Source organism: Microbacterium sp. 4NA327F11 (assembly GCF_005503465.1).
In the GTDB taxonomy this organism is placed as follows: domain Bacteria; phylum Actinomycetota; class Actinomycetes; order Actinomycetales; family Microbacteriaceae; genus Microbacterium; species Microbacterium ginsengisoli.
In genome coordinates this window covers 76,819-99,615 of the sequence record NZ_SCOB01000011.1, presented here as the reverse complement: position 1 = coordinate 99,615, position 22,797 = coordinate 76,819, and the positions used below count along the sequence as shown (strand labels likewise).

Below are 22,797 nucleotides of genomic sequence, written 5' to 3'. Positions count from 1 at the left end.
ACCGTGGCGGTACGAGGCATCCGGGTCTTCGGCGACCCGGTTCTGAAGAGCGTCAGCGCGCCCGTCGGCGAGATCGACGAGGGCACCGAGGCGCTCGTGCGCGACCTGATCGACACCGTGCAGCTGCCGGGGCGGGCGGGGGTCGCCGCGCCGCAGATCGGTGTCGGCGTGCGGGCGTTCAGCTACAACGTGGACGGCGAGATCGGCTACGTGCTCAACCCGGTGCTCGTGGAGGTGGCGGGGGAGCCCGTGCTGACCGGCGAGGGGTGCCTGTCCGTGCCGGGCTTGTGGCACGACGTGCTGCGCTATCCGCACGCGAAGGTCGTCGGCATCGGGCTCGACGGCGCCGAGATCGTGCTCGAGGGTGACGGTCTCATGGCCCAGGCGCTGCAGCACGAGACCGATCATCTCGACGGCATGCTCTATCTCGACCGGCTCGAGCCGACCACCCGCCGGGTGGCGATGCGCGAGATCCGCGAGAGCGACTGGTTCTGACGCTTTCGGTCAGTGGTCGCTCCCGCGGATCGGATGCCGCGTCCCGCCGCGTCAGCGCAGTGAGACGTTGGTGGTGTTGACGGGCACCTCGTAGAGAGCGCGGATCTCGTCGGCGAAGTCCGAGAGGATCACGTTGCGCTTGATCGAGAGCTTCGGCGTGAGGTGTCCGCTCGCCTCGGTCCACTCGGTGGGCAGGATCGTGAACTTGCGGATCGACTCGGCCCGCGAGACGCCCTGGTTCGCCCGGTCGATCGCCTTCTGCACCTCGTCGCGCACCTTGGGGTTCTCGGCAGCCTGTGCGAGCGTGAGGTCGGTCGGAAGTCCGTTGTTCGCGGCCCACGTCGGCAGCATCTCGGGGTCGAGGGTGACGAGTGCGGCGATGAACGGCTTCTGATCGCCGACGACGACGACCTGGCTGACCAGGATGTTCGCCCGGATGGGGTCTTCGAGTGCGGCCGGCGCCACGTTCTTGCCGCCCGCCGTGACGATGATCTCCTTCTTGCGGCCGGTGATCTTCAGGAAGCCGTCGGCGTCCAGTTCACCGATGTCGCCCGTGCGGAACCACTCGCCGTCGAACGCCTCGGCGGTCGCCTCGGGGTTGCGCCAGTACTCCTTGAACACGTCGATGCCGCGCACCTCGATCTCGCCGTCCTCGGCGATGCGCACGCCGACTCCCGGGAGCACGGGGCCGACCGTGCCGATCTTGATGCGGTCGGGGGTGTTCACGGTGGCGGGGGCGGTGGTCTCGGTGAGTCCATACCCCTCGAGGATCTTCACGCCGAGCGCGGCGAAGAAGTAGCCGAGCCGCTCGCCGAGGGGCGCCGACCCCGAGATGGCGTACTGGATGTTGCCGCCCATGCGCTCACGCAGCTTCGCGAAGACGAGGCGGTCGAAGAGACGGAACTTCACCCGCAGCGAGAACGGGATCTTCTCTCCTGCCTGACGAGCCTTGGCGTACTGGATGCCGACGGCCGCCGCGGCGCGGAAGATCTTGCCCTTGCCGCCCGACTCGGCGACCTGCTCGGCCGAGTTGTAGACCTTCTCGAACACGCGGGGGACCGCGAGCAGGAACGTGGGCTTGAACGAGCCGAGCGCGTCGATGAGCTTCGAGGTGTCGGGCTGGTGGCCCGTCTTCACGCCGGCGTGGATGTTGATCACCGAGATGAACCGGGCGAACACGTGTGCGGTCGTGATGAACAGCACGGTCGAGGCGCCCTCGGTCGTGACCACGTTCTCGAGCGACTGGGTCGCGTTGCGGGCGAGCTCGACGAAGTTGCTGTGCGTGAGCACGCAGCCCTTCGGGCGGCCGGTCGAGCCGGATGTGTAGATGAGGGTGGCGATGTCGGAGCCGACCGCGAGGCCGCGGCGGCGCTCGATCTCCTCGTCGGCGACGCCGGCGCCCTCGCGGCGGAGGGTGTCGAGCGCGCCCCTCTCGATCTGCCAGGTGGCGCGCACGAGGGGGAGGTCGCCGGCGATCTCGTCGAGCTTTGCCTGATGATCGGCGGACTCGACGAGGCAGGCGATCGCCTCCGAGTTGGACAGGATCCAGTGGATCTGGCTCGCAGAGCTCGTCTCGTAGATCGGCACCATGACCGCGCCCGCGTAGAAGAGGGCGAAGTCGACGAGTGTCCACTCGTAGGTCGTCTTCGCGAGGAAGCCCACCTTCTCGCCGGGCTGGATGCCCACGGCGACGAATCCCTTCGCGAGCTCGACCACCTGGCGGCGGAACTCCGCGGTGGCGATGTCGCGCCACCCGCCGGATCCGTCGGGTACGGCGAACAGGGCGCCCTTCGGGTCCTTGGCGACCCGCTGCTCCAGCAGGTCGGTGATGTTCGCGTCGGGGTCCGGGGTGACCAGCGGAGGGGTGTAGACCTCGGCCGTTGCGGCGACAGTGCTCATGGCGGCAGCTCCTTCGATACCGGTTGCTCGTGCTGAAACTCAGTCTACATTTGCGCGAGACCGAGTCTCACTGACACGGGCGGCACGATCGGGGGGATGCGCTCGCTTGTAGACTGCTTCCCCTGAGCGTACGCGAAGGGATCCCGCGTGTTCTATTGGTTCATGAAGTACGTGGTGATCGGTCCGGTCATCAAGGCGATCTTCCGACCCTGGGTCGTGGGCCGCAGCAACATCCCCGCACGCGGCGCGGCCATCCTGGCGAGCAACCACCTCTCGTTCGCCGATTCGATCTTCCTGCCGCTCATGATCGACCGCCCGATGAGCTTCCTCGCCAAGAGCGACTACTTCACGGGCAGAGGTCTGAAGGGGTGGGCGACGAAGATGTTCTTCAAGGCCACCGGGCAGATCCCGATCGACCGATCGGGCGGCAAGGCATCCGAGGCATCCCTCAACACCGGTCTCCAGGTGCTCGGGCGTGGAGACCTGCTCGGCATCTACCCCGAGGGCACCCGCAGTCCGAACGGCATCCTTTACCGGGGTCGCACCGGAATCGCCCGCATGGCGCTCGAAGCCGGGGTGCCCGTCATCCCCGTCGTCATGGTCGACACCGACGCGATCCAGCCGATCGGGCGGCGAATTCCGCGCATCGGGCGTGTAGGGGTCGTCATCGGCGAGCCCCTCGACTTCACCCGGTTCGCCGGGCTGTCGGACGACCGCTACGTGCTTCGATCGGTCACGGACGAGATCATGGTGGCGCTGCAGCGCATCGGCGGCCAGCGCTACGACGACGTCTACGCGTCGGCGGTGAAGGAGCGCCTCGAGCAGGCCCGCAACACGGAGCCGGTCACCTCGGGCGCGCCACTAGACTGAGCGGATGCTCCAGCAGCTCGACGCCCTCGATCAGTGGCGTTCGCTTCCCATCAAGCAGCAGCCGTCCTGGCCCGACGCCGATGCCGTCGCCGCGGTCTCGGACGAGATCGCGTCGCTGCCTCCACTCGTGTTCGCCGGTGAGGTCGACCTCCTGCGCGAGCGTCTCGCGCGGGCGGCATCGGGCAACGCCTTCCTCCTGCAGGGCGGCGACTGCGCCGAGACGTTCGCGGGGGCGACGGCCGACCAGATCCGCAACCGCATCAAGACGGTGCTGCAGATGGCGGTCGTGCTGACGTACGGCGCCTCGATGCCGGTCGTGAAGATGGGCCGCATGGCGGGTCAGTTCGCGAAACCGCGATCGAGCGACGACGAGACCCGCGGCGGCGTGACACTGCCCGCCTACCGCGGCGACATCGTGAACGGCTACGACTTCACCGAGGCCTCCCGCATCGCCGACCCGCAGCGTCTGCTGAAGGGCTACCACACGGCCGCCTCGACCCTGAACCTCATCCGCGCGTTCACGCAGGGAGGCTTCGCCGACCTGCGCGAGGTGCACTCGTGGAACAAGGGCTTCGCGCAGAACCCGGCGAACCAGCGCTACGAGGGTCTCGCCGCCGAGATCGACCGCGCGATCAAGTTCATGGAGGCGGCCGGTGCCGACTTCGACGAGCTGCGCCGCGTCGAGTTCTACACGGGTCACGAGGGTCTGCTCATGGACTACGAGCGCCCTATGACCCGCATCGACTCCCGCACGGGCACGCCGTACAACACGTCGGCGCACTTCCTGTGGATCGGGGAGCGCACCCGTGATCTCGACGGCGCACACGTCGACTACTTCTCGAAGATCCGCAACCCCATCGGGGTCAAGCTCGGACCGTCGACCTCGACCGACACCGCTCTCGCGCTCATCGACAAGCTCGACCCCGAGCGGGAGCCCGGACGCCTCACCTTCATCACGCGCATGGGCGCGGGCAAGATCCGCGACGCGCTGCCGCCGCTGCTCGAAGCCGTGCGCGACTCGGGAGCGACCCCGCTCTGGGTCACCGACCCCATGCACGGCAACGGCATCACATCGCAGAACGGCTACAAGACCCGTCGCTTCGACGACGTGGTCGACGAGGTGCGCGGCTTCTTCGAGGCGCACCGCGCGGTGGGCACGTTCCCCGGCGGCATCCATGTCGAGCTCACCGGCGACGACGTCACCGAATGCCTCGGCGGATCCGAGCAGATCGATGAGGCCACCCTCGCGACCCGCTACGAGTCGCTGTGCGACCCGCGCCTGAACCACATGCAGTCGCTCGAGCTCGCGTTCCTCGTGGCCGAGGAGCTCGAGAAGCGCTGACTCTCGCGGAGAGACAGCGAGGGGGTGGATGCCGCGGCATCCACCCCCTCGTTCTGCGTCCTGGCGTTCCGCCGCTAGCCGGTCAGGCTGAGGACGAGGTTGATCTTGGTGCCCTTCGGCTGGGTGGTCGTACTGTCGGGGCCCTGCGACGTGACCTTCGCGATCGTCGGAACCGCATCCCAGTACAGGGCATAGGCGGGCACGAAACCGGCGGCCGTGAGGATGCGCTTCGCGTCCGCGAGGGTCTTTCCCGTCACATCGGGAACGGGGAAGAGCTGCGGACCCTTCGACACGACGAGGGTGACCGTGTCTCCCGGCGCCCAGTTCCCCCCGCCGCCGCGTTTGCCGATGCCGATCACGGTTCCCGATGCGATGGAGTCGCTGAACTCCTGAGCCGGGGTCGACGAGACCTGGAGGCCCACGCCGGTCAGGGCAGTCGTGGCATCCGTGATGCTCATGCCCGCGACATCCGGCACCGGCCCCTTCGACGCCGTGATCACCGCGGAATCTCCCTCGTGCACCGTGCAGCCGTTGCTGCAGTCGGTCGCCGATGAGGCACCGCGCGGTGTGACGGCGACGGACAGCACCGTATCGGGATCGTTCTGCGTGAACTGGTAGGCCGTCGCGCCGAGCGTGACGGTCGCCGCGGCGAAGGCCGACTGCGCGGTCGCAAGCGGCTGGCCCGCGAGAGCGGGGATGTCGTGGGGTTGGGGACCTTTGGAGACGAGCACGGTGACGGTGCTCTTCTTGTCGACGCGGGATCCCGCCCCCGGCTCCGTCGCGACGACGAGGCCGGAGGCGACGTCGATGCTGAACACATCGGATTCGACGGCCTGGAGCCCGTCCGCCCCGAGGGCGGTCGAGGCATCCGCGAACGTGAAATTCGTCAGATCGCGGATCGCGATCTTCGATCCCGGCCCGGCACCGAACCACCAGCCGGTTCCGCCCGCCGCGAGAGCGAGCACGAGAACGAGTGCGACGAGCCATCCGCCGCGGGAGGCGCGGCGGCGCGACCGGGCGCGCAGCAGCGCCGCATTGTCGATCGGCACGCCGCGGGCCGGCGTGAGCACGGCGGTCGCGGCGGGAAGCGCCTTCGTGACCTCGCCCGAGTCCAGGCCGTCGTACGCGACGGTCGGTCCGCCGACGGCGATCGCCCGCGCGACCTGGGGTGCGATGCCCAGTTGGGCCTCGATCTCGCGCAGCCGCGCGAGCATCTCACCGGCGTCGCGCGGACGCGCCTCCGGGTCGCGTTCGGTCGACCACAGCACGAGCTCATCGAGGGGCTCTGGCACGTCGGGGTTCTTCGCGCTCGGGCGAGGCACCGAATCGGTCGCGTGCTGGTAGGCGATCTGCATGGGCTGTTCGCCCTTGTACGGCTGCTCGCCGGTGAGCATCTCGTACAGCACGATGCCGAGCGCGTAGATGTCGCTGCGTGCATCCGCCGTTCCGCGGGTGACCAGCTCGGGTGCCAGGTAGGCGATGGTGCCGAGCAGCATCTGCCCCGACGCCGTGTTCGCGGTCGCCGCTCGGGCCAGCCCGAAGTCGCCGATCTTGATGCGGCCGTCCTCCGCGAGCAGCACGTTCTCGGGCTTCACGTCGCGGTGGATGATACCCGACCGGTGGGCCGCCGCCAGTCCCGACAGGATGGCGTCCATGATCGTCACGACCTGCGCGACACCGATGCGGCGCTGATCCCGGATGAGCTCGCGCAGCGTCACCCCGGGCAGGTACTCCATGACGAGGTACGCCATGTCCTCGTCCTGCCCCTGGTCGAACACGTTCACCACGTGCGGGTCGGAGAGCCGGGCGGCCGAGCGCGCCTCTTGGATGAACCGACTCTGGAAGACCGCATCGTCGCTGAGGTGCCCGTGCATGACCTTCAGCGCAACACGTCGCTCCAAGCGCAGATCGGTGGCGACGTAGACCGTCGCCATCCCCCCCCGCGCGATGCGCGCGCGCACGCGGTACCGGCCGTCGACCAGACGGCCGATCAGCGGATCCGCGCGCTGGCCCGTATTCACGGATCGAGTCTACGGACGACGGCCTGGGAGCCCCGGGAACGGCTCGCCCCTGCGGGCGACCTGGTGTCGGTCAGCCGAGGGCCCGAAGCCACTGCGTCGCGGCGGACTCCCAGCGTCCGTAGCGGTCCGGGTAGGCCGAGATCTGCACGGCCTGCGCGGCATCCGCGTATGTCATGCTCTGCCACCCCGGGATGTCGAGCAGGCCCCGAGTGAGCGGGCCGGAGGGCCCGTCGACGCCGAGGAAGAAGGCGCGGATCGCGTACACCGGCTCCGCAACCTGTGCCGCGGTGCCCCACCCGGTGCTCGGTCGTTGCTGGAAGAGCCCGCGTGAATCGCGATCGCCGCCGTCGAGGTTTCGCAGCCAGGACTCCTGCATCGCCGTGCCGAGGGCGATCGTGATGCCACGGTCGGGAACGCCCAGCTCTCGGCCGATGCGGATGATGAGTCTCGCGTTGGCGATCTGCTCCTCGTCGAGGCCGGTGGCTCCGGCATCCGTTGCGGGAATCGTCAGGCGCTGGCCGGGGTAGATGATGCTCGACCAGGTGAGTCCGTTCGCGCCGAGCAGGGCGACGACGGTCGTGTGCTGTCGGGCCGCGATCGCTGTGAGGGTGTCGCCGCGCTGTACGAGGTAGGTATGTGCGGTCGGGGCGGGGGTCGCCGCCGCCGTCGTCGTCGTCGGGGCGACGGTTGCGGCGGGGGCGGGGAGCACGAGCACATCGCCGGGCCGGATGATCGACTGCCACCCCAGTCCGTTGGCCCGCAGTACGGCGCCGATGTCGAGACCGTGGCGTCGGGCGATCGCCCACACCGTGTCGCCGGCCCGTACCGTCACGGTGGCTTGGCCTGCCGCCGCGGTGGCCGCCGCGCGAGCCGCCGCCGCGACCGTGCCAGCGGCACGCGTGGCGTCGGGCAGCACGGGACCGGATGTCTCGCGCGGCTCCGCGGCCTGCGCAGGCTGAGGAGCGAGCGCGAGGGCGATGCCGCCGACGACGGCGGGGACCGCCCACCAGCGCAGGGGAGAGATCGTGGTCGTCGCGCGCCGAGGCGTCATGTCGTCCTCCTGCCTCCGCCGCCGTGAGGGGGCGAGATCGATCCACGGTCCCACGGGCTGGGACGAGAGTCAATCATCGGGACGGATGTGGCGTATGTGACAGCCGTCCGGGTCGCGGCCGCCTGTGCGCGGGGCGGACGGTGCGGCGGCCGCGAGCGGAATGCGATAGTGGACGAGTGACCGATGCAGCATCAGGACCCGCCACGACGGAATGGCTCACCCTTCCCGACCTCGCCGAGATGCTGGGTGAACCGCTCAGCCGCGTGCGTCGACTCCTCGACGAGAACGTCCTCCTCGGATCGCGGCGGAACGGGCCTCTCGCCGTGCCGGCTCTGTTCCTCGTCGACGGCGCGCCGCTCGCATCGCTGCGCGGCACGATCTTCGTGCTGCTCGACGCCGGCTTCAGCGCCGACGAGGCCATCGACTGGCTTCTCGCCCCCGAGGAATCGATCGGCATCGCCCCCATCGAGGCGCTGCGGGCGGGCCGGAAGAGCGAGGTGCGTCGGGTCGCCCAGACCCTCGCCTGACCCCGGGCGACCCCGCTCGCGGAAGGCGTCAGGTCACGCGGTCGGCGGATGCCGCGGCCAGCGCGCGCAGCTCGTCGAGCGCGTCCACGCGCAACGGGGCCGCAGCGAGTGCCCGGTCGGCATCCGCGATGTATCCGGCGATGAGCTCTTCCACCCGGTCGAGGGCGCCGGTGTCCACCAGCACCCGGCGCATGCGCTCCACGGTCGCGTCGTCGAGCGCCGGGTCGCCCAGCGTGGCGTCCAGTGCCGCGCGACCGTCGTCGTCGAGCGCCTCACGTGCGAAGGCGACGAGCACGGTGCGCTTGCCTTCGCGCAGGTCATCGCCCGCCGGCTTGCCGGTCACGGAGGCGTCGCCGAACACGCCGAGCACGTCGTCACGCAGTTGGAACGCCATGCCGACCGGGTGTCCGAAGGCGGCCAGGGCGGCGCGCTGCGCGGTGTCGGCGTCTGCGAGGGAGGCGCCGATGAGGAGCGGCTGCTCGACGCTGTAGCGCGCGGACTTCAGCGAGGCCACCCGCAGGGCTCGTTCGGCGTGCGTGTCGGCGGGGGCGGTGATCCAGGCTGCCTCTTCGGCGATGTCGAGGAACTGGCCCACGGTGACCTCGCGGCGCATCTGCGCGTATTGCGCGCGGGCGCGCTGGGCCGTCGCTGCGGGCAGGCCCTCGAGTCCGGCTTCGACGAGGTCGTCACTGCCGGCGACGAGCAGATCTCCGAGCAGGATGGCGCCGTTCCGACCGAAGGCCTCGGCGTCGCCGGTCCAGCCGGATGCCGCGTGGGCGCCCGCCAGGGCGCGGTGCGCCGCGGGCTGTCCACGGCGTGTGTCGGAGTTGTCGATCACGTCGTCGTGCACGAGGGCGGCGGCATGGAACACCTCGAGCGCGGCCGCGACGGAGGTGGCGGCGTCCGCGCGCTCAGCGGTGCCGCCGCAGGCGCGGAACCCGGCGAGGAGGAAACGTGCGCGAAGCCGCTTCCCGCCGCGGAGGGCGCCGACCGCGACGTCGTGGAGAGTCTGCGCCTCGTCGCCCCACCCGCTCAGCTCCTCTGCCTGCGTGAGGAGGAACTTCTCCAGTCGCTGGGAAACCGCCGCGATCGCCTCCGTGCTGCTCGACACGGGCCTAGCCTAGTGATCGCCACGCCGCGTAGAATCGCGGTGACTTTCACCTACAGGGGGTTCCGATGCCTCTTTCCGAGCAGGAGCAGCGTCTTCTCGACGAGATGGAACGCCATCTCATGAGCAACGACGCCGATGTCGTCACGGCCGGCGGCGGTGCGCGTTCGCTGAGCTATCGCAACATCGTGATCGGTGTGCTCCTGTTCGTGGTCGGCCTCGGCGGTGTCGTCGCGGGTGTCTCGACCCAGCTCATCGTGATCGGCGTCATCGGCTTCGCTGTCATGCTCGCGGGGGTCATCCTCGCCGTGACTCCGACGCGAGCCGGGCGCGTGCGCGCGAGCCGTCCCTCGGCCGCCACCCCGCGACAGAGCGGGCGCTCCTTCATGGACCGCATGAACGATCGATGGGATCGCCGCCAGCAGGGCAGCTGATCCCGATCCACTGAAACACCGACCCGCGAGGGTCGGTGTTTTTTTGTGCCCGCAGATCGGATGCCGCACACGTCCGGCGATGCCGCTGTCGACGCCGGGGGAGTGCTCGCCCATATCGAGGCCGAATTGGGTAGTGAAGTGGAGGACAGTGGAGTAAAGTGGGGCAAAATTCTTCGCTGGCCGGACGAAGGGGGTGCCGCTCCGATGCTTCTCGGCACCCACACGCCCAAACTCGACGAGAAGGGCCGCGTGATCCTCCCCGCAAAGTTCCGCGACGACCTCGGGGCGGGAGTCGTGATCACCCGCGGACAGGAGCGCTGCCTGTACGTCTTCGCCGAGGTCGAGTTCGAGCGCATCCACGAGCGCATCCGGGAGACGCCGCTCACGAACAAGCAGGCGCGCGACTTCCTTCGCATGTTCCTGTCGGGTGCGAGCGCGGAGAAGCCCGACGGACAGAACCGCATCACCGTGCCGCCGCACCTGCGCACGTACGCCGGACTCGAGCGTGAGCTCATCGTCACCGGCGTCGGCGCTCACGCCGAGATCTGGGACGCCGCCGCGTGGAACGCCTACGCGGAGGCCAACGAGTCGAGCTATGCCGAGTTGGAGCAGGAGGTGATCCCGGGCCTCTTCTGAGCCCCAGGCCGCGATCCCCACCCGCCTCTCCCTGGCGCACTTCCCCGGTGCCAGGTCGACGCGGTTGGGAATCGGGGTCGGGGGACCGGCCCCGCAGACATGGACCTCCGCGACATCCACACCCCCGTCATGCTCGAGCGCTGCCTCGAGCTGCTCGCGCCTGCGCTCCAGGCCGACGCGCCGGTCGTCGTCGACGCGACGCTCGGCATGGGCGGTCACGCCGAGGCGCTCCTCGAGCGCCACCCGCGCGTGCGCCTGGTCGGTCTCGACCGGGACACCGACGCACTCGCGATCGCCGCCGAACGCCTGGCACCCTTCGCCGACCGCGTCATCTTCGTCCACACGGTCTACGACGGCCTCCCCGCGGCCCTCGCCGCGAACGGCATCGCACGCATCGATGGTGCGCTGTTCGACCTCGGCGTCTCCTCGCTGCAGCTCGACGAGGTCGACCGCGGCTTCGCCTACGCGCGGGACGCGCCCCTCGACATGCGCATGGATCAGTCCGCCGGCGTCACCGCGGCCGATGTGCTGGCCGGCTACGGCGAAGGCGACCTCCGCCGCATCTTCGAGCGCTACGGCGAGGAGAAGCTCGCCGGACGCTACGCGCGCGCGATCGTCGCCGCGCGTAGCGACGCGCCCATCGATCGCTCCGGACGGCTCGTGGACATCCTGCAGGCCGCGACGCCGGCTGCGCTCCTGAATGCGGGGCACCCCGCGAAGCGGGTGTTCCAGGCCCTGCGGGTCGAGGTCAACAGCGAGCTCAGCGTGCTCGAGCGCGCGATTCCATCCGCTCTCGATGCGCTGCGTGTCGGCGGACGCCTCGTGGTGATGTCGTATCAGTCGCTCGAGGATCGGCTCGTCAAGCGTGTGTTCGCCGAGGCATCGACATCGACCGCGCCGCGGGGGCTCCCGGTCGAGCTCGAGGAGTTCGCCCCTCGATTCCGTCTGCTCGTGAAGGGGGCCGAGCAGGCGTCCGACGCCGAGCGCGCCCGCAACCCTCGTTCCGCACCCGTGCGCCTGCGCGCCGTCGAGAGGATCCGTGACGCCGCATGAGCACCGCCACCGTCGCGCCGGTCGCGCATCCCCACCTTCTCGACGAGGACCTCCTCGTCTCCACCCCCCGCCCGCTCCGCGTCGTCGCGCCGGCGCGACGCCGCCGGCCGCGAGTGGCCTATGCCGTGGTCGCCGTCATCGGGGCGCTGCTGATCGCCGGCGCTCAGATGGGACTGTCCATCCTGACCACGCAGTCGACCTTCGACATCTCGTCAGTGGCGCAGCAGCAGCGCACGCTCAACCTGCAGAAGCAGGTGCTCAACGACAAGATCACGGGTCTCACCTCGCCCCAGTACCTTGCGGCGAACGCCGCGGCACTCGGCATGGTCACCGGCCAGAGCCCCAGCTACCTGCGGTTGAGCGACGGCGCGGTTCTCGGACCGCAGCGCGCATCGAACGCGACATCCTCCCTCGACGCTCTCGGCAACGGCTCGGTGCCGAACGCCCTCATCGCCACGACGCCGCTCGTCAGCAACGCGCAGGCGACGATCAACGGAGCCATCGCGCCCACGCCGGACCCGGCCGCCTCTGCGGCGGCTGCGAATCCGGCGACACCCCCCGCGCTGACCGACGGGCTGCCGACCCCGGCCACACACTGAATCCATGACGTCCCGCAACAGCCGCAGCACGCGGCGTCGCACCGTCGTCGGCTTCGCGATCGTGCTCGCCGTGCTCGCCGTCTTCACGGTCCGGCTCGTCGACATCCAGGTCGTCAACGCGGATGCGAACGTGCAGCAGGCCATGACCCTCGGCTACGGCGTCGAGCGCACCGTCAACGGCACCCGCGGCTCGATCGTCGACATGAACGGGAACGTGCTCGCCGGCACCGTGACCCGCTACGACGTGCAGATCGACCCGAGCACGACCAGCTCGACCGTGTCGCAGAAGCAGTCGGACGGAACGACGGCGAGCATCGGCTGGTCGGCCGCCGCCGCCCAGATCGCGTCGATCCTGGGCAAGACCCCGGCCGACGTCGAGAAGGTGGTCAGCGACGCGCTCGCTGTCAACCCGAAATCGCAGTACGCGATCCTCGCGAAAGCCGTCGACACCGATGCGTACACCAAGCTCTCCGCTCTCGGGCTGCCCTACCTCTCCTTCCCGACCCACCCCGTGCGCACCTACCCCGACGGTGCGGTCGCCGGCAACCTCGTGGGATTCGTCGGCTCGGACGAGCAGGCACTCGCCGGTCTCGAGCTCTCGCAGCAGTCGTGCCTGCAGCAGACGAACGGCGTCGTGCGCTATCAGCGCGGCAAAGACGGTGTCATGATCCCGGGTACGGAGGAGACGACACCCGCCGTGGACGGCGGCACCGTCACTCTCACGATCGATCGCGATCTGCAGTGGTACATGCAGCAGCTCATCGCCGAACAGGTGCAGAAACGCGCCGCCGTCAGCGGAACGATCACCGTGGTCGACATCAAGACCGGCGACATCCGTGCGGCCGCGGAGTACCCGACGGTCGACCCGAACAACATCAACGCGACCGCGCCCGAGTACTGGCGCAGCCACATCTTCACCGACACGTTCGAACCCGGCTCGACCTTCAAGGCCCTCACCGCCTCGATGCTCATCGATTCGGGCACCTCGACCGCCACCTCGACGGCATCGGTTCCCGGACGCATCACCTTCCCGAACGGGGCGACGGTGGTGGATGACTCGAACCACCGCACGGAGCTGTACACGCTCGCCGGAGTGCTGATGGACTCCTCGAACGTCGGTGCGTCGATCCTCGGATCCCAGCTCGCTCCCGATGTGCGCTACGGCTACCTGCAGAAGTTCGGCATCGGACAGGGCAGCGCCGTCGGCTTCATCGGCGAGGCGAAGGGCGATCTGCCGCCGGTGAGCGCCTGGGACCGGCAGAAGATCTACGACACGACCTACGGCCAGGGCCTCACCACGACCGTCCCGGAGCTGCTCACCGCCTACATGGCGATCGCCAACGGCGGCGAGAAGATCCCGCTGAAGCTCGTGCAGTCCTGCACGGCGTCCGATGGCACCGTCACCACCCCGGCCGAGCCGGCCGCGACCCGGGTCATGAGCACGGATGCCGCTCAGCAGGTCACCGACATCCTCGAGAACGTCGCGACCCAGGGCCCGCTCGCCAAGGCCGTCTCCATCCCGGGGTACGTCCTCGCGTTCAAGACCGGAACCGGTCAGCAGTACGACGCCGCGACCGGCGGCTACAAGGTCGGCGCGTACTTCACGACCCTGATCGGGTTCGCCCCCGCCGACAACCCCCAGTACCTTGTCGCGATTACCCTGAACGAGCCCCAGACGATAACCTCGTCGGCGGCCAACGCAGAAGGGTTCCAGAAGGCGATGACCCAGGTTCTGAAGACCTACCGGGTGCTCCCCGACGACGCGCAGCCGGTCACGCTGCCCAAGTTCGGCTGAGCGGATGATCGCGCTCACCCTCGGCGAGATCGCCGACGTCCTGCATGGCCGCCTCGTGACGGCCGCCTCCGACGCCGCTGACACGGTGGTGTCCGGGCTCGTCGACACCGACTCCCGCCAGATCGCACCCGGCGACATCTTCGTCGCCAAGCCCGGCGAGACCACCGACGGTCATCTGTTCGTCGACGCCGCGGTCGCCGCGGGCGCGGCGCTCGCCATCGTCGAGCGGGAGGTGGCGGCATCCGTCTCCCAGATCGTCGTCGCCGACGTCGTCGTCGCCCTCGCCGAACTCGCCCGCGAGGTCGTCGGGCGCGTGCGGGCGGCGGGGGATCTGCGGATCGTCGGCATCACCGGATCCAACGGCAAGACCACGACCAAGAACATGCTCGCCCGCATCCTCGAGGCCGAAGGGGAGACCGTCGCGCCGCGCGCGTCGTTCAACAACGAGGTCGGTGCACCGCTGACGATGCTGAGGGTGACGGCGGGCACGCGGTTCCTCGTGAGCGAGTTCGGTGCCAGCGGACCGGGCGAGATCGCCCGACTCGCGGGGCTGGTCACCCCCGACGTGGTCGTCGAGCTCATGGTCGGCATGGCCCACGCGGGCGGTTTCGGTGGCATCGAGGCGACCTTCATCGCGAAATCCGAGCTCGTCCACGCGATGCGCGGCGGCGGCGTCGCCGTGCTGAACCGCGACGACGAGCGGGTGCGCCGCATGGCGCCGATCGCCCTCGAGAAGGACGGCGAGGTGCGCTGGTTCGGCCACTCCGCAGAGGCTGACGTGCAGGCGACGGATGTCTCGGTCTCCGCGTCCGGCACCGCCTTCACCGTGCACGCCGGAGGAGAGGCGCTGCCGGTCCGGCTGCGGGTGCTCGGCGCCCACCACGTCAACAACGCCATCGCCGCGATCGCGGCGGCCGGCGCGCTCGGTGTCGAGCTCGCGGCATCCATCGCCCGCCTCGAGACCCTCGAGCTCGCAGAGCGCTGGCGCATGCAGCCGCTCGGCTCGGACCGTGTGCGCATCATCAACGACGCCTACAACGCGAGCCCCGACTCGATGGTCGCGGCTCTGCGCACCCTCGCCCAGATCACCGGCGAGGGCGAGCGCACAGTCGCGGTTCTCGGCGCGATGAGCGAGCTCGGCGAGTACGCCGGCGAGGAGCACGACCGCATCGGCGAACTCGCGGTGCGACTGCGCATCCAGCGGATCGTGATCGTGGGTGCCGCCGCCCGACGGATGTTCCTCGCCGCCGTGGCGGAGGGGTCGTGGAGCGACGAGGCCGTGTTCTTCGCGACCGCCGACGAGGCCTACGACTACCTGCTCACCGAGCTCCGCGACGGCGACCGCGTGCTCGTGAAGTCGTCGAACTCGGCGGGTCTGCGATTCTTGGGCGACCGTCTGGGAGAATCGTTCTCGTGAGATCCCTGCTGACTGCCGCCGCGATCTCCCTCGCGTTCACGCTGTTCCTCACGCCGGTCTTCCTGCGCCTCTTCCGCCGATGGGGCTGGGGTCAGGTCATCCGCACCCCGGAGAACATCCACAACCCGAGCCACGGCGCCAAGCGCGGCACGCCGACCATGGGCGGCACGATCTTCATCGTCGGCACGCTCGTCGGCTACTTCATCGGCACGTTCGTCGGCCGGAATCCGCCGACGATCTCCGGGCTCCTGGTGATCTGGATGATGGTCGGCTTCGGTGTGGTCGGGTTCATCGACGACTTCATGAAGGTGCGGCGGCAGAACAGCCTGGGTCTCAGCGGCTGGCGCAAAGTGGCCGGCCAGGGCGTCGTCGTCGTGGTCTTCGGCATCGCCGCACTCAACTTCCCGAACGGCGACGGACAGACCCCCGCAAGCCCGTTCGTCTCGCTCTTCCGCGATGTTCCGTGGCTGTCGTTCATGGCGCTCGGCGCGGTGATCGGATGGATCCTGTACCTCGCCTGGATCGCCCTGCTCGGCGTGGCGAGCTCCAACTCCGTGAACGTGTCGGACGGGCTCGACGGCCTCGCGGCGGGCTCGGCCATCTTCGTCACGAGCGCCCTCGCCCTCGTCGCGTTCTGGCAGTTCAAGCAGCCCTGCGACGCCGTGACGGCGCACGCCGGACTCAGCGAGGCCTGCTATCAGACCCGGGACCCGTTCGACCTCGCGATCATCGCCGCCTCGTTCATCGGCGCACTGGTCGGGTTCCTGTGGTGGAACGCGCCGAAGGCGAAGGTGTTCATGGGCGACGTCGGGTCGATGTCGATCGGCGGAGTCATCGCCGCCCTCGCGATCCTCACCCGCACCGAGATCCTGCTCGTCGTCATCGCCGGCGTCTACGTCATCGCCTCCGGGTCCGTCATCCTCCAGCGGGTCTACTTCAAACTGACCCGAGGCAAGCGGCTGTTCCTCATGAGCCCCCTGCACCATCACCTCGAGATGCGTGGCTGGGCGGAGATCACGATCGTCGTGCGCATGTGGATCATCGCGGGCCTGCTGGCACTCTCCGGCGTCGGCCTGTTCTACGTGGAGTGGCTGGTGCGCCTGTGACGGCCGCCTCGCGGCTCGACACCCTCACCAGCTGGCACGCCGACTGGTCCGGCGTGCGCGTCGCGGTGCTCGGCCTCTCGGTCACCGGATTCTCCGTCGCCGACACGGTCGCCGAGCTCGGTGCCGAGGTGCTCGTGCTGACGGAGAACGCCGATGAGGAGTACGCGACACTCCTGCCCGTCATCGGCGCCGCCCTCCACCTCGGTCCGCTCGACGCCCTGCCTGCGGCGCTCACCGACTTCGCGCCCGATGTGGTCATCGCATCCCCGGGGTTCTCGCCGCGGCATCCGGTCATCGAGGCCGTGCGCGACGCGGGCATCGCCCTGTGGGGAGACGTCGAGCTCGCCTGGCGGGTGCGCGACAAGGTGCTGCGCGCCGACGGCACGCCGGCCGAGTGGGTGCTCGTCACCGGCACCAACGGCAAGACCACCACGACCCGGCTCGCCGCGACGATGCTCGTCGAGGGCGGGCTGCGTGCGGCGCCCTGCGGCAACATCGGCGTGCCCGTGCTCGACGCCGTGCGCGACCCGCTCGGGTTCGACGTGCTCGTCGTCGAACTCTCCAGTCACCAGCTCTGGTATCTCGGGCTGCAGAGCGGCCCCGAGCCGCTGTCGCCCCACGCCGCGGTCTGCCTGAACCTCGCCGACGACCACCTCGAATGGCACGGCTCCTTCGAGGCCTACCGCGACGCCAAGGCCGTCGTGTACCGCCACACGAAGGCCGCGTGCGTGTACAACAAGGCAGACGCCGCGACCCTCCGCATGGTCGAGGAGGCCGAGGTCGTCGAGGGTGCCCGAGCCATCGGCTTCGACCTGGGCGTGCCCGGCCCGAGCGACCTCGGCGTCGTCGACGGCATCCTCGTCGACCGGGCGTTCCTCGAGGAGCGCCGCACCAGTGCCCTCGAGCTGACGACCGTCGCCGACCTCGCCGCCCGCGACCTCGCCGCCCCGCACGTCGTCGCGAACATCCTGGCCGCCAGCGCCCTCGCCCGCTCGCTCGATGTCGCCCCCGCCGCGATCCGCACCGCCCTCGAGAACTTCACGCTCGACCCGCACCGCATCCAGGTCGTCGGCCGTGCCGGCGGTGTCGTGTGGGTCGACGACTCGAAGGCGACCAACCCTCATGCCGCGGCCTCGTCGCTCGCCGCATACCCGGGCGCGATCTGGGTCGTCGGCGGACTGCTGAAGGGCGTCGACATCGGGGAGCTCGTCGCCACGCGAGGCGGTCGCGCGAAAGCCGTCGTCGTGATCGGCGTCGACCGGACGGCGATCGTCGCGGCGTTCCAGCGACACGCGCCCGAGGTGCCCCTCATCGAGGTCGACCACGCTCAGACTGAGAGCGTCATGGCGCGCGCGGTGCAGGCTGCCGGCGAGGTCGCCCGTGACGGGGACGTCGTGCTGCTCGCCCCCGCCGCGGCATCCTTCGACCAGTTCGCGTCGTACGCCGACCGCGGCAACAAGTTCGCCGCAGCGGTGAAGGACTGGATCGAGAGGAACGCCGGTGGAGGATCGCACCCAGACACCCCCGGCGACACCTCCGGACACTGACCCCGGGCGGCGCGGGATCGCCGCCCGCATCCATCTGGGGCGCGTGTTCACGCCGCTTCCGGGCGAATACCTCTTGATCGTCTCGACCGTGCTGGTGCTCACCGGGTTCGGGCTGGTCATGATCCTCTCCGCCACCTCCGCGACAGCGACGGAGTCGGGGGGGAACCCCTATTCGGCCGTGCTGAAGCAGGCCCTGTTCGCGGCGATCGGCATCCCCTTGATGTTCATCGCCTCGCGGATGCCGGTCGGGTTCTGGAAGCGCATGGCCTGGCCGTTCCTGATCTTCGCCCTCCTCGTGCAGCTCCTCGTCTACGTCCCCGGCCTCGGCGTCCACGCCGGAGGCAACCAGGCCTGGATCCAGGTGGGTCCGTTCCAGGCGCAGCCCAGCGAGTTCGTGAAGATGGGCATGGCGCTGTGGATCGCGGCCGTGCTCGCCCGCAAGGGCCCGCTGCTGTCGAACTGGCGCCACGTGTACGTGCCGGTCGTTCCGGGAGCACTGCTCGCCATGGGCACCGTGCTCGCCGGCGGCGACCTCGGCACCACGATGGTGCTTGTGGCGCTGCTCATCGGCGCCCTCTTCTTCTCGGGCGTGAAGCTGCGCATCTTCGTGCTCCCGCTCGTCGTCTTCGTGGCCGGATGCTTCGTCTTCGCCGTGACCAATTCGAACCGTCTCGCGCGCATCCTGAGCTTCCTGAATCCGGATACCGCGTCGTGCTACTACAACGAGTGCTACCAGCCGCTGCACGGCATCTGGGGTCTCGCAGGAGGTGGCATCTTCGGTCTCGGCCTCGGCAACTCCAAGGAGAAGTACGACTGGCTGCCGGCCGCGCCCAACGACTACATCTTCGCAATCGTCGGGGAGGAGCTCGGCCTCGTCGGATGCCTCCTTCTGCTCTCGCTGTTCGTGGTGCTCGCGGTCGGCATCTTCCGCATTATCCGTCGCACCGACGACCTGTTCGTGCGGGTCGCGTCGGGCGCGATCGTGACGTGGATCACCGCGCAGGCGTTCATGAACATCGCCGTCGTGCTGCGCATCTTCCCGGTACTGGGCGTGCCGCTGCCGTTCGTCTCGCAGGGAGGCACGTCCCTCGTGTCCGTGCTGTTCGCGTCGGGCGTGCTGTTGTCGTTCACGCGATCGCTGCCGCAGCCGGTCGCGCTCACCTCCCCGGTCGTCACGACCGCCGCGGCCCCGGCCCCGCGCGGTCGCCGACCCGTGGAGGATGTCGCGCGGTGACCACCTACCTGCTCGCCGGCGGGGGAACCGCCGGTCATGTGAACCCGCTGCTCGCCGTCGCCGACGCGCTGCGCGCGCGCGAACCCGAGGCATCCGTCCTGGTTCTCGGCACCCGTGAGGGCCTCGAGGCGCGCCTCGTGCCGCTGCGCGGCTACGAGCTGCTCTTCATCGACAAAGTGCCGTTCCCGCGCCGCCCCGACCGCGCGGCCCTCGCCTTCCCGCGTCGCTTCGCGCGGGCGGTGCGGGCGGTGCGTCGCGACATCCGGGAGCGCGGCGTCGATGTCGTCGTCGGGTTCGGTGGGTACGCGGCGGCTCCCGCCTATGTCGCCGCGCGCCGCGAGCACGTGCCGTTCGTCGTGCATGAGGCCAACGCGAAGCCCGGGCTCGCAAACGTGCTGGGCGCGCGCCGCGCGGCCGCCGTCGGGGTCGCGTTCGAGGGCACGCCGCTGCGGCGAGCCGAGGTCGTCGGGATGCCGCTGCGTCGCGAGATCGTCGATCTCGACCGGTCGGCGCGCCGGGCCGAGGGTGCGGCGGCGTTCGGGCTCGATCCGGCGCGCCCGACGCTGCTCGTGTTCGGCGGCTCGCTCGGCGCGCAGCGGCTCAACGAGGCGTTCGGCGGCGCCTGGCGGGACGTGCTCGATGCCGGCTGGCAGCTGGTGCACGTGACGGGGGAGCGCTCCGATCTCGCCGACCCGGGTGCGACGGGCTACGCGCTGCGGCGCTACGTCGACCGAATGGACCTCGCGTTCGCCGCGGCCGACGCGATCGTGTCGCGGTCGGGCGCGGCGACGGTGAGCGAGATCAGCGCGCTCGGCATCCCCGCGGTCTACGTGCCCTACGCGGTCGGCAACGGCGAGCAGGCGCTCAACGCCGCCTCCGCTGTGCGCGCCGGTGCCGCGAGGCTGATCGCCGACGGGGAGTTCACCCCTGACCGGGTGCGGTCCGAGGTCGTACCGCTGCTCGCCGATGCCGCGGCGCTCCAGGCGATGACGGATGCCGCTTCCCTCGTCGGCACCCGGCACGGCGCCGAGAACGTGGTCGCCCTCATCGACCGGGCACTGGGTCGCTGAGAGTCTCGCGGCGGCGCCCGCGCGCCCGCGGCTCGTGCAGGATCGGCGAGCCTAGGATTGACGGGTCATGATCAGACCCGACCTCACCCTGCCGATTCCCGAGCACATCACCGCCGCGCACTTCATCGGCATCGGCGGCTCGGGGATGTCCGGCCTCGCCCGCATGTTCCTGGCCCGCGGCATCCGGGTGTCGGGTTCCGACCGCTCCGACAGCGCCGCCCTGCGCGCGCTGGCTGAGGCGGGCGCGACCGTGTACGTCGGTCACGACGCCGCGCACCTCGGCGACGCCGACACCGTCGTGCACACCGGGGCGATCTGGCCCGAGAACCCCGAGTTCGTGGCGGCGAAGCAGCGCGGTCTCGCGGTCATCCACCGTTCGCAGGCGCTGCACTGGCTGATCGGCTCGCGCCCGCTCGTGTCGGTGGCCGGTGCCCACGGCAAGACGACCTCGACCGGCATGATCGTGACCGCGCTCGGCGCGCTCGGCGCCGACCCGAACTTCGTGAGCGGTGGCGTGATCGCCGACCGCGGCGTCTCCAGCGGGTCCGGTGCCGACGACCTGTTCGTCATCGAAGCCGACGAGTCCGACGGCACCTTCCTGCTGTACGACACCGCGATCGCGCTGATCACGAATGTCGACCCCGATCATCTCGACCACTGGGGCACCCGCGATGCCTTCTTCGATGGCTTCGTGCGCTTCGCCGACGCGGCCACGCGGGCGGTCGTCATCTCGTCGGACGACCCGGGCGCGCTGCGCGTGCGGGCGGCCACGACGCATCCTCACGTGATCTCGTTCGGCCTCGCCGACGACGCTGACGTGCGCGTCGCCGAGGTGCGCACGGACGGTCCGGTGGCCTTCACGCTGCACCACGCGGGGGAGTCGGCCTCGGTGCGTCTGGCCGTTCCCGGCGTGCACAACGCCATCAACGCCGCCGGTGCGGTCGCTGTACTGCTGACGCTCGGCTACCCGCTCGCCGCCGCGGCCGACGCCGTCACCGGGTTCGCCGGCACCGTGCGGCGCCTCGAACTCCACGGCGAACGCCGGGGTGTGCGAGTCTTCGACGACTACGCGCATCACCCGACCGAGGTCGCCGCGGCCCTGGCCGCGACCCGCACCTTCGCCGACGGCGGACGCATCATCGCCGTGCACCAGCCCCACACCTACTCGCGCACGCAGGAGATGCACCGCGAGTTCGCCGAGGTGCTCGAGAGTCTGGCCGACCACACCGTTGTGCTCGACGTGTACGGGGCTCGCGAGGATCCGGTGCCGGGAGTGACGGGCCGACTCGTCAGCGACGACTTCACGGATGCCGCGCATGTCGCGTTCGTCCCGGACTGGCAGGCCGCCGCCGACTACACGGCCGGCGTCGCCCGCGACGGCGACGTCGTGATCACCCTCGGCTGCGGGGACGTGTACCGGATCATCCCGCAGGTGCTGGCCGCTCTCGAGACCGAGCCCGCGGGGGTCTGACGGTGCGACGGCCCACCCCGCTGCCCACGCCGGAGGAGCCGCCGCGCCGCGCCGCGGCCGATCGCGGCGGATCCGCGCGTGGCGCGGCATCCGATGCGGCACCGGCGTCGGCGCCGGAAGCGCAGCGGCGGGAGATCCCGGCCCGTGCGTCCGCGTCTCGACGACGCCCGTCGGAGCCGGCGGTGGAGGAGACCGCGCCGATGCCGGAGTGGATCGACGACGCACCGCTGTTCGCGCCCGAACCGCTGCGGCCCGTCGACCGGGAAGCGGTCCCCGTCGACGCTCCCGCGGAGCCGCCGGCGGCGGCGGAGTCGACGGTTCGTCTCGGCGACGTGTGGCGGTCCGCGCGTGCGCGGCGGCGCGCGATCCGCTCGGAGGTGCGTCGGTTCACCGTTCGCCAGCGTCGCAGGCGCATCGTGTGGCTGTCGGTCGTCGCCGCCGTCGTGCTGCTCATCGCGGCGAGCATCGGCTCGGCGTACAGTCCGCTGTTCGCCGTGCAGCGGGTCGATGTGGTCGGCACCTCCCAGCTCGACGCGCAGACCGTCGCACACGCCCTCTCCGGACAGATCGGCACCCCGTTGGCGGCCGTCGACGAGTCGGCCGTGAAAGCGGCTCTGGTGCAGTTCCCCCTCATCGAGACGTACACGGTGGAGGCGCAGCCTCCGCACGACCTGGTGGTGCGCATCGTCGAGCGCACCCCGGTCGGGTTCATCCAGTACCCGTCGGGGTACGCGCTGGTGGATGCGGCCGGCGTGCAGCTGTCGATGTCGTCGACGCCGCCGTCGGGCTATCCCGCGCTGACGGTGAGCGACACCTCGTCGGCGGCGTTCCGTGCGCTCGGTGCGGTGATCCGGGCGTTGCCCGCGCAGCTGCGCTCGATCGTCACGGCGGGCAGCGCGCAGACCGCCGACGACGTGACGCTCACGATCGGCGGCACCGGGACCCGGATCGTATGGGGGAGCGCCGACGAGAGCGCCGAGAAGGCGAAGGTGCTCGAGACGATGATGGTGTCGAGGCCGCCGCAGGGGGTGCACGTGTATGACGTGTCGTCTCCGAGCGCGATCGTCGTGCAGTGACCCGCTGACTCGACGGCGACACGGCCGGAACGGTCGGGACGGGTGA

The 22,797-nt window shown here is 70.2% G+C and carries 20 protein-coding genes; 16 read left to right on the top strand and 4 right to left on the bottom strand.

Translation table 11 applies throughout. The features are described 5' to 3' along the window. Window positions 1-3 precede the first annotated feature (3 nt). Window positions 4-495, top strand: coding sequence for a peptide deformylase (locus FFS51_RS09115; RefSeq protein WP_045247216.1), 492 nt, complete (start codon window positions 4-6; stop codon window positions 493-495). Window positions 496-546: 51 nt separating this feature from the next. Here FFS51_RS09115 and FFS51_RS09110 read toward each other — a convergent pair whose 3' ends face one another. Further along, entirely contained in the window at window positions 547-2,394 is a 1,848-nt protein-coding gene (locus FFS51_RS09110) for an AMP-dependent synthetase/ligase (protein ID WP_137878139.1), read from the bottom strand. A gap of 147 nt (window positions 2,395-2,541) precedes the next feature. Here FFS51_RS09110 and FFS51_RS09105 point away from each other — a divergent pair, with 147 nt between their 5' ends. Both FFS51_RS09105 and FFS51_RS09100 read left to right on the top strand, forming a co-directional pair. Beyond that, on the top strand, window positions 2,542-3,264 hold the full coding sequence (locus FFS51_RS09105; protein ID WP_045247218.1) for a lysophospholipid acyltransferase family protein: 723 nt from the start codon (window positions 2,542-2,544) through the stop codon (window positions 3,262-3,264). Window positions 3,265-3,268: 4 nt separating this feature from the next. Continuing rightward, on the top strand, window positions 3,269-4,606 hold the full coding sequence (locus tag FFS51_RS09100; RefSeq protein WP_045247219.1) for a class II 3-deoxy-7-phosphoheptulonate synthase: 1,338 nt from the start codon (window positions 3,269-3,271) through the stop codon (window positions 4,604-4,606). Between the two features lie 74 nt (window positions 4,607-4,680). Here the strand turns inward: FFS51_RS09100 and pknB are convergent, their stop codons facing one another. Together pknB and FFS51_RS09090 are read right to left on the bottom strand one after the other, a co-directional pair. Beyond that, window positions 4,681-6,627 (bottom strand): Stk1 family PASTA domain-containing Ser/Thr kinase, encoded by a 1,947-nt coding sequence (gene pknB / locus FFS51_RS09095; protein ID WP_056209974.1) that lies wholly within the window; start codon window positions 6,625-6,627, stop codon window positions 4,681-4,683. A gap of 70 nt (window positions 6,628-6,697) precedes the next feature. Next, window positions 6,698-7,678, bottom strand: coding sequence for a LysM peptidoglycan-binding domain-containing protein (locus FFS51_RS09090; protein WP_056209972.1), 981 nt, complete (start codon window positions 7,676-7,678; stop codon window positions 6,698-6,700). Between the two features lie 176 nt (window positions 7,679-7,854). Here FFS51_RS09090 and FFS51_RS09085 point away from each other — a divergent pair, with 176 nt between their 5' ends. Further along, a complete protein-coding gene (locus FFS51_RS09085) occupies window positions 7,855-8,205 on the top strand; it encodes an Rv2175c family DNA-binding protein (RefSeq protein ID WP_048809147.1) in 351 nt (116 codons plus the stop codon). A 28-nt stretch (window positions 8,206-8,233) separates the two neighbouring features. Here the strand turns inward: FFS51_RS09085 and FFS51_RS09080 are convergent, their stop codons facing one another. After that, on the bottom strand, window positions 8,234-9,316 hold the full coding sequence (locus tag FFS51_RS09080; protein WP_056209970.1) for a polyprenyl synthetase family protein: 1,083 nt from the start codon (window positions 9,314-9,316) through the stop codon (window positions 8,234-8,236). A gap of 65 nt (window positions 9,317-9,381) precedes the next feature. On the opposite strand from FFS51_RS09080, the gene FFS51_RS09075 reads away from it, so the two are divergent. From FFS51_RS09075 to FFS51_RS09020, 12 genes are all read left to right on the top strand, one after another. Beyond that, window positions 9,382-9,747, top strand: a complete 366-nt coding sequence (locus FFS51_RS09075; RefSeq protein WP_056209968.1) for an SCO2097 family morphological protein — start codon at window positions 9,382-9,384, stop codon at window positions 9,745-9,747. A 204-nt stretch (window positions 9,748-9,951) separates the two neighbouring features. After that, on the top strand, window positions 9,952-10,383 hold the full coding sequence (mraZ, locus tag FFS51_RS09070) for a division/cell wall cluster transcriptional repressor MraZ (RefSeq protein WP_045247224.1): 432 nt from the start codon (window positions 9,952-9,954) through the stop codon (window positions 10,381-10,383). Between the two features lie 99 nt (window positions 10,384-10,482). Next, a complete protein-coding gene (rsmH, locus tag FFS51_RS09065) occupies window positions 10,483-11,436 on the top strand; it encodes a 16S rRNA (cytosine(1402)-N(4))-methyltransferase RsmH (protein ID WP_056520068.1) in 954 nt (317 codons plus the stop codon). Then, window positions 11,433-12,035 carry a cell division protein FtsL gene (gene ftsL, locus FFS51_RS09060; protein WP_056209966.1) on the top strand — a complete coding sequence of 201 codons (603 nt, stop codon included), beginning with the start codon at window positions 11,433-11,435 and terminating at the stop codon, window positions 12,033-12,035. Before rsmH ends, ftsL begins: the two co-directional genes overlap by 4 nt. 4 nt (window positions 12,036-12,039) lie before the next feature. Then, window positions 12,040-13,830 (top strand): peptidoglycan D,D-transpeptidase FtsI family protein, encoded by a 1,791-nt coding sequence (locus tag FFS51_RS09055; protein WP_056209964.1) that lies wholly within the window; start codon window positions 12,040-12,042, stop codon window positions 13,828-13,830. A gap of 4 nt (window positions 13,831-13,834) precedes the next feature. Continuing rightward, on the top strand, window positions 13,835-15,247 hold the full coding sequence (locus tag FFS51_RS09050) for a UDP-N-acetylmuramoyl-tripeptide--D-alanyl-D-alanine ligase (RefSeq protein ID WP_056520064.1): 1,413 nt from the start codon (window positions 13,835-13,837) through the stop codon (window positions 15,245-15,247). Then, entirely contained in the window at window positions 15,244-16,353 is a 1,110-nt protein-coding gene (mraY, locus tag FFS51_RS09045) for a phospho-N-acetylmuramoyl-pentapeptide-transferase (protein ID WP_045247228.1), read from the top strand. Before FFS51_RS09050 ends, mraY begins: the two co-directional genes overlap by 4 nt. Continuing rightward, complete coding sequence (murD, locus tag FFS51_RS09040; protein WP_056209958.1) at window positions 16,350-17,900, top strand: UDP-N-acetylmuramoyl-L-alanine--D-glutamate ligase; 1,551 nt, start codon at window positions 16,350-16,352, stop codon at window positions 17,898-17,900. Before mraY ends, murD begins: the two co-directional genes overlap by 4 nt. Continuing rightward, on the top strand, window positions 17,854-19,134 hold the full coding sequence (ftsW, locus tag FFS51_RS09035; protein ID WP_137878138.1) for a putative lipid II flippase FtsW: 1,281 nt from the start codon (window positions 17,854-17,856) through the stop codon (window positions 19,132-19,134). The genes murD and ftsW overlap by 47 nt, the downstream gene beginning before the upstream one ends. After that, window positions 19,131-20,204, top strand: a complete 1,074-nt coding sequence (locus FFS51_RS09030; protein ID WP_045247231.1) for a UDP-N-acetylglucosamine--N-acetylmuramyl-(pentapeptide) pyrophosphoryl-undecaprenol N-acetylglucosamine transferase — start codon at window positions 19,131-19,133, stop codon at window positions 20,202-20,204. The genes ftsW and FFS51_RS09030 overlap by 4 nt, the downstream gene beginning before the upstream one ends. Window positions 20,205-20,271: 67 nt before the next feature. Beyond that, window positions 20,272-21,675, top strand: a complete 1,404-nt coding sequence (gene murC / locus FFS51_RS09025) for a UDP-N-acetylmuramate--L-alanine ligase (protein WP_056209954.1) — start codon at window positions 20,272-20,274, stop codon at window positions 21,673-21,675. Window positions 21,676-21,677: 2 nt separating this feature from the next. Beyond that, the gene (locus tag FFS51_RS09020; protein WP_056520061.1) at window positions 21,678-22,751 is read left to right on the top strand and encodes an FtsQ-type POTRA domain-containing protein; all 1,074 of its coding nucleotides are present in this window, start codon (window positions 21,678-21,680) and stop codon (window positions 22,749-22,751) included. Window positions 22,752-22,797: the final 46 nt, after the last annotated feature.

What these genes read in the sequence shown, in the direction of transcription:
- FFS51_RS09090 (WP_056209972.1), bottom strand. Translation starts at nt 7,678, where the DNA reads ATGACGCCTCGGCGCGCGACGACCACGATCTCTCCCCTGCGCTGGTGG.
- ftsL (WP_056209966.1), top strand. Translation starts at nt 11,433, where the DNA reads ATGAGCACCGCCACCGTCGCGCCGGTCGCGCATCCCCACCTTCTCGAC.
- FFS51_RS09110 (WP_137878139.1), bottom strand. Translation starts at nt 2,394, where the DNA reads ATGAGCACTGTCGCCGCAACGGCCGAGGTCTACACCCCTCCGCTGGTC.
- FFS51_RS09055 (WP_056209964.1), top strand. Translation starts at nt 12,040, where the DNA reads ATGACGTCCCGCAACAGCCGCAGCACGCGGCGTCGCACCGTCGTCGGC.
- FFS51_RS09050 (WP_056520064.1), top strand. Translation starts at nt 13,835, where the DNA reads ATGATCGCGCTCACCCTCGGCGAGATCGCCGACGTCCTGCATGGCCGC.
- FFS51_RS09100 (WP_045247219.1), top strand. Translation starts at nt 3,269, where the DNA reads ATGCTCCAGCAGCTCGACGCCCTCGATCAGTGGCGTTCGCTTCCCATC.
- FFS51_RS09075 (WP_056209968.1), top strand. Translation starts at nt 9,382, where the DNA reads ATGCCTCTTTCCGAGCAGGAGCAGCGTCTTCTCGACGAGATGGAACGC.
- murC (WP_056209954.1), top strand. Translation starts at nt 20,272, where the DNA reads ATGATCAGACCCGACCTCACCCTGCCGATTCCCGAGCACATCACCGCC.
- rsmH (WP_056520068.1), top strand. Translation starts at nt 10,483, where the DNA reads ATGGACCTCCGCGACATCCACACCCCCGTCATGCTCGAGCGCTGCCTC.
- mraZ (WP_045247224.1), top strand. Translation starts at nt 9,952, where the DNA reads ATGCTTCTCGGCACCCACACGCCCAAACTCGACGAGAAGGGCCGCGTG.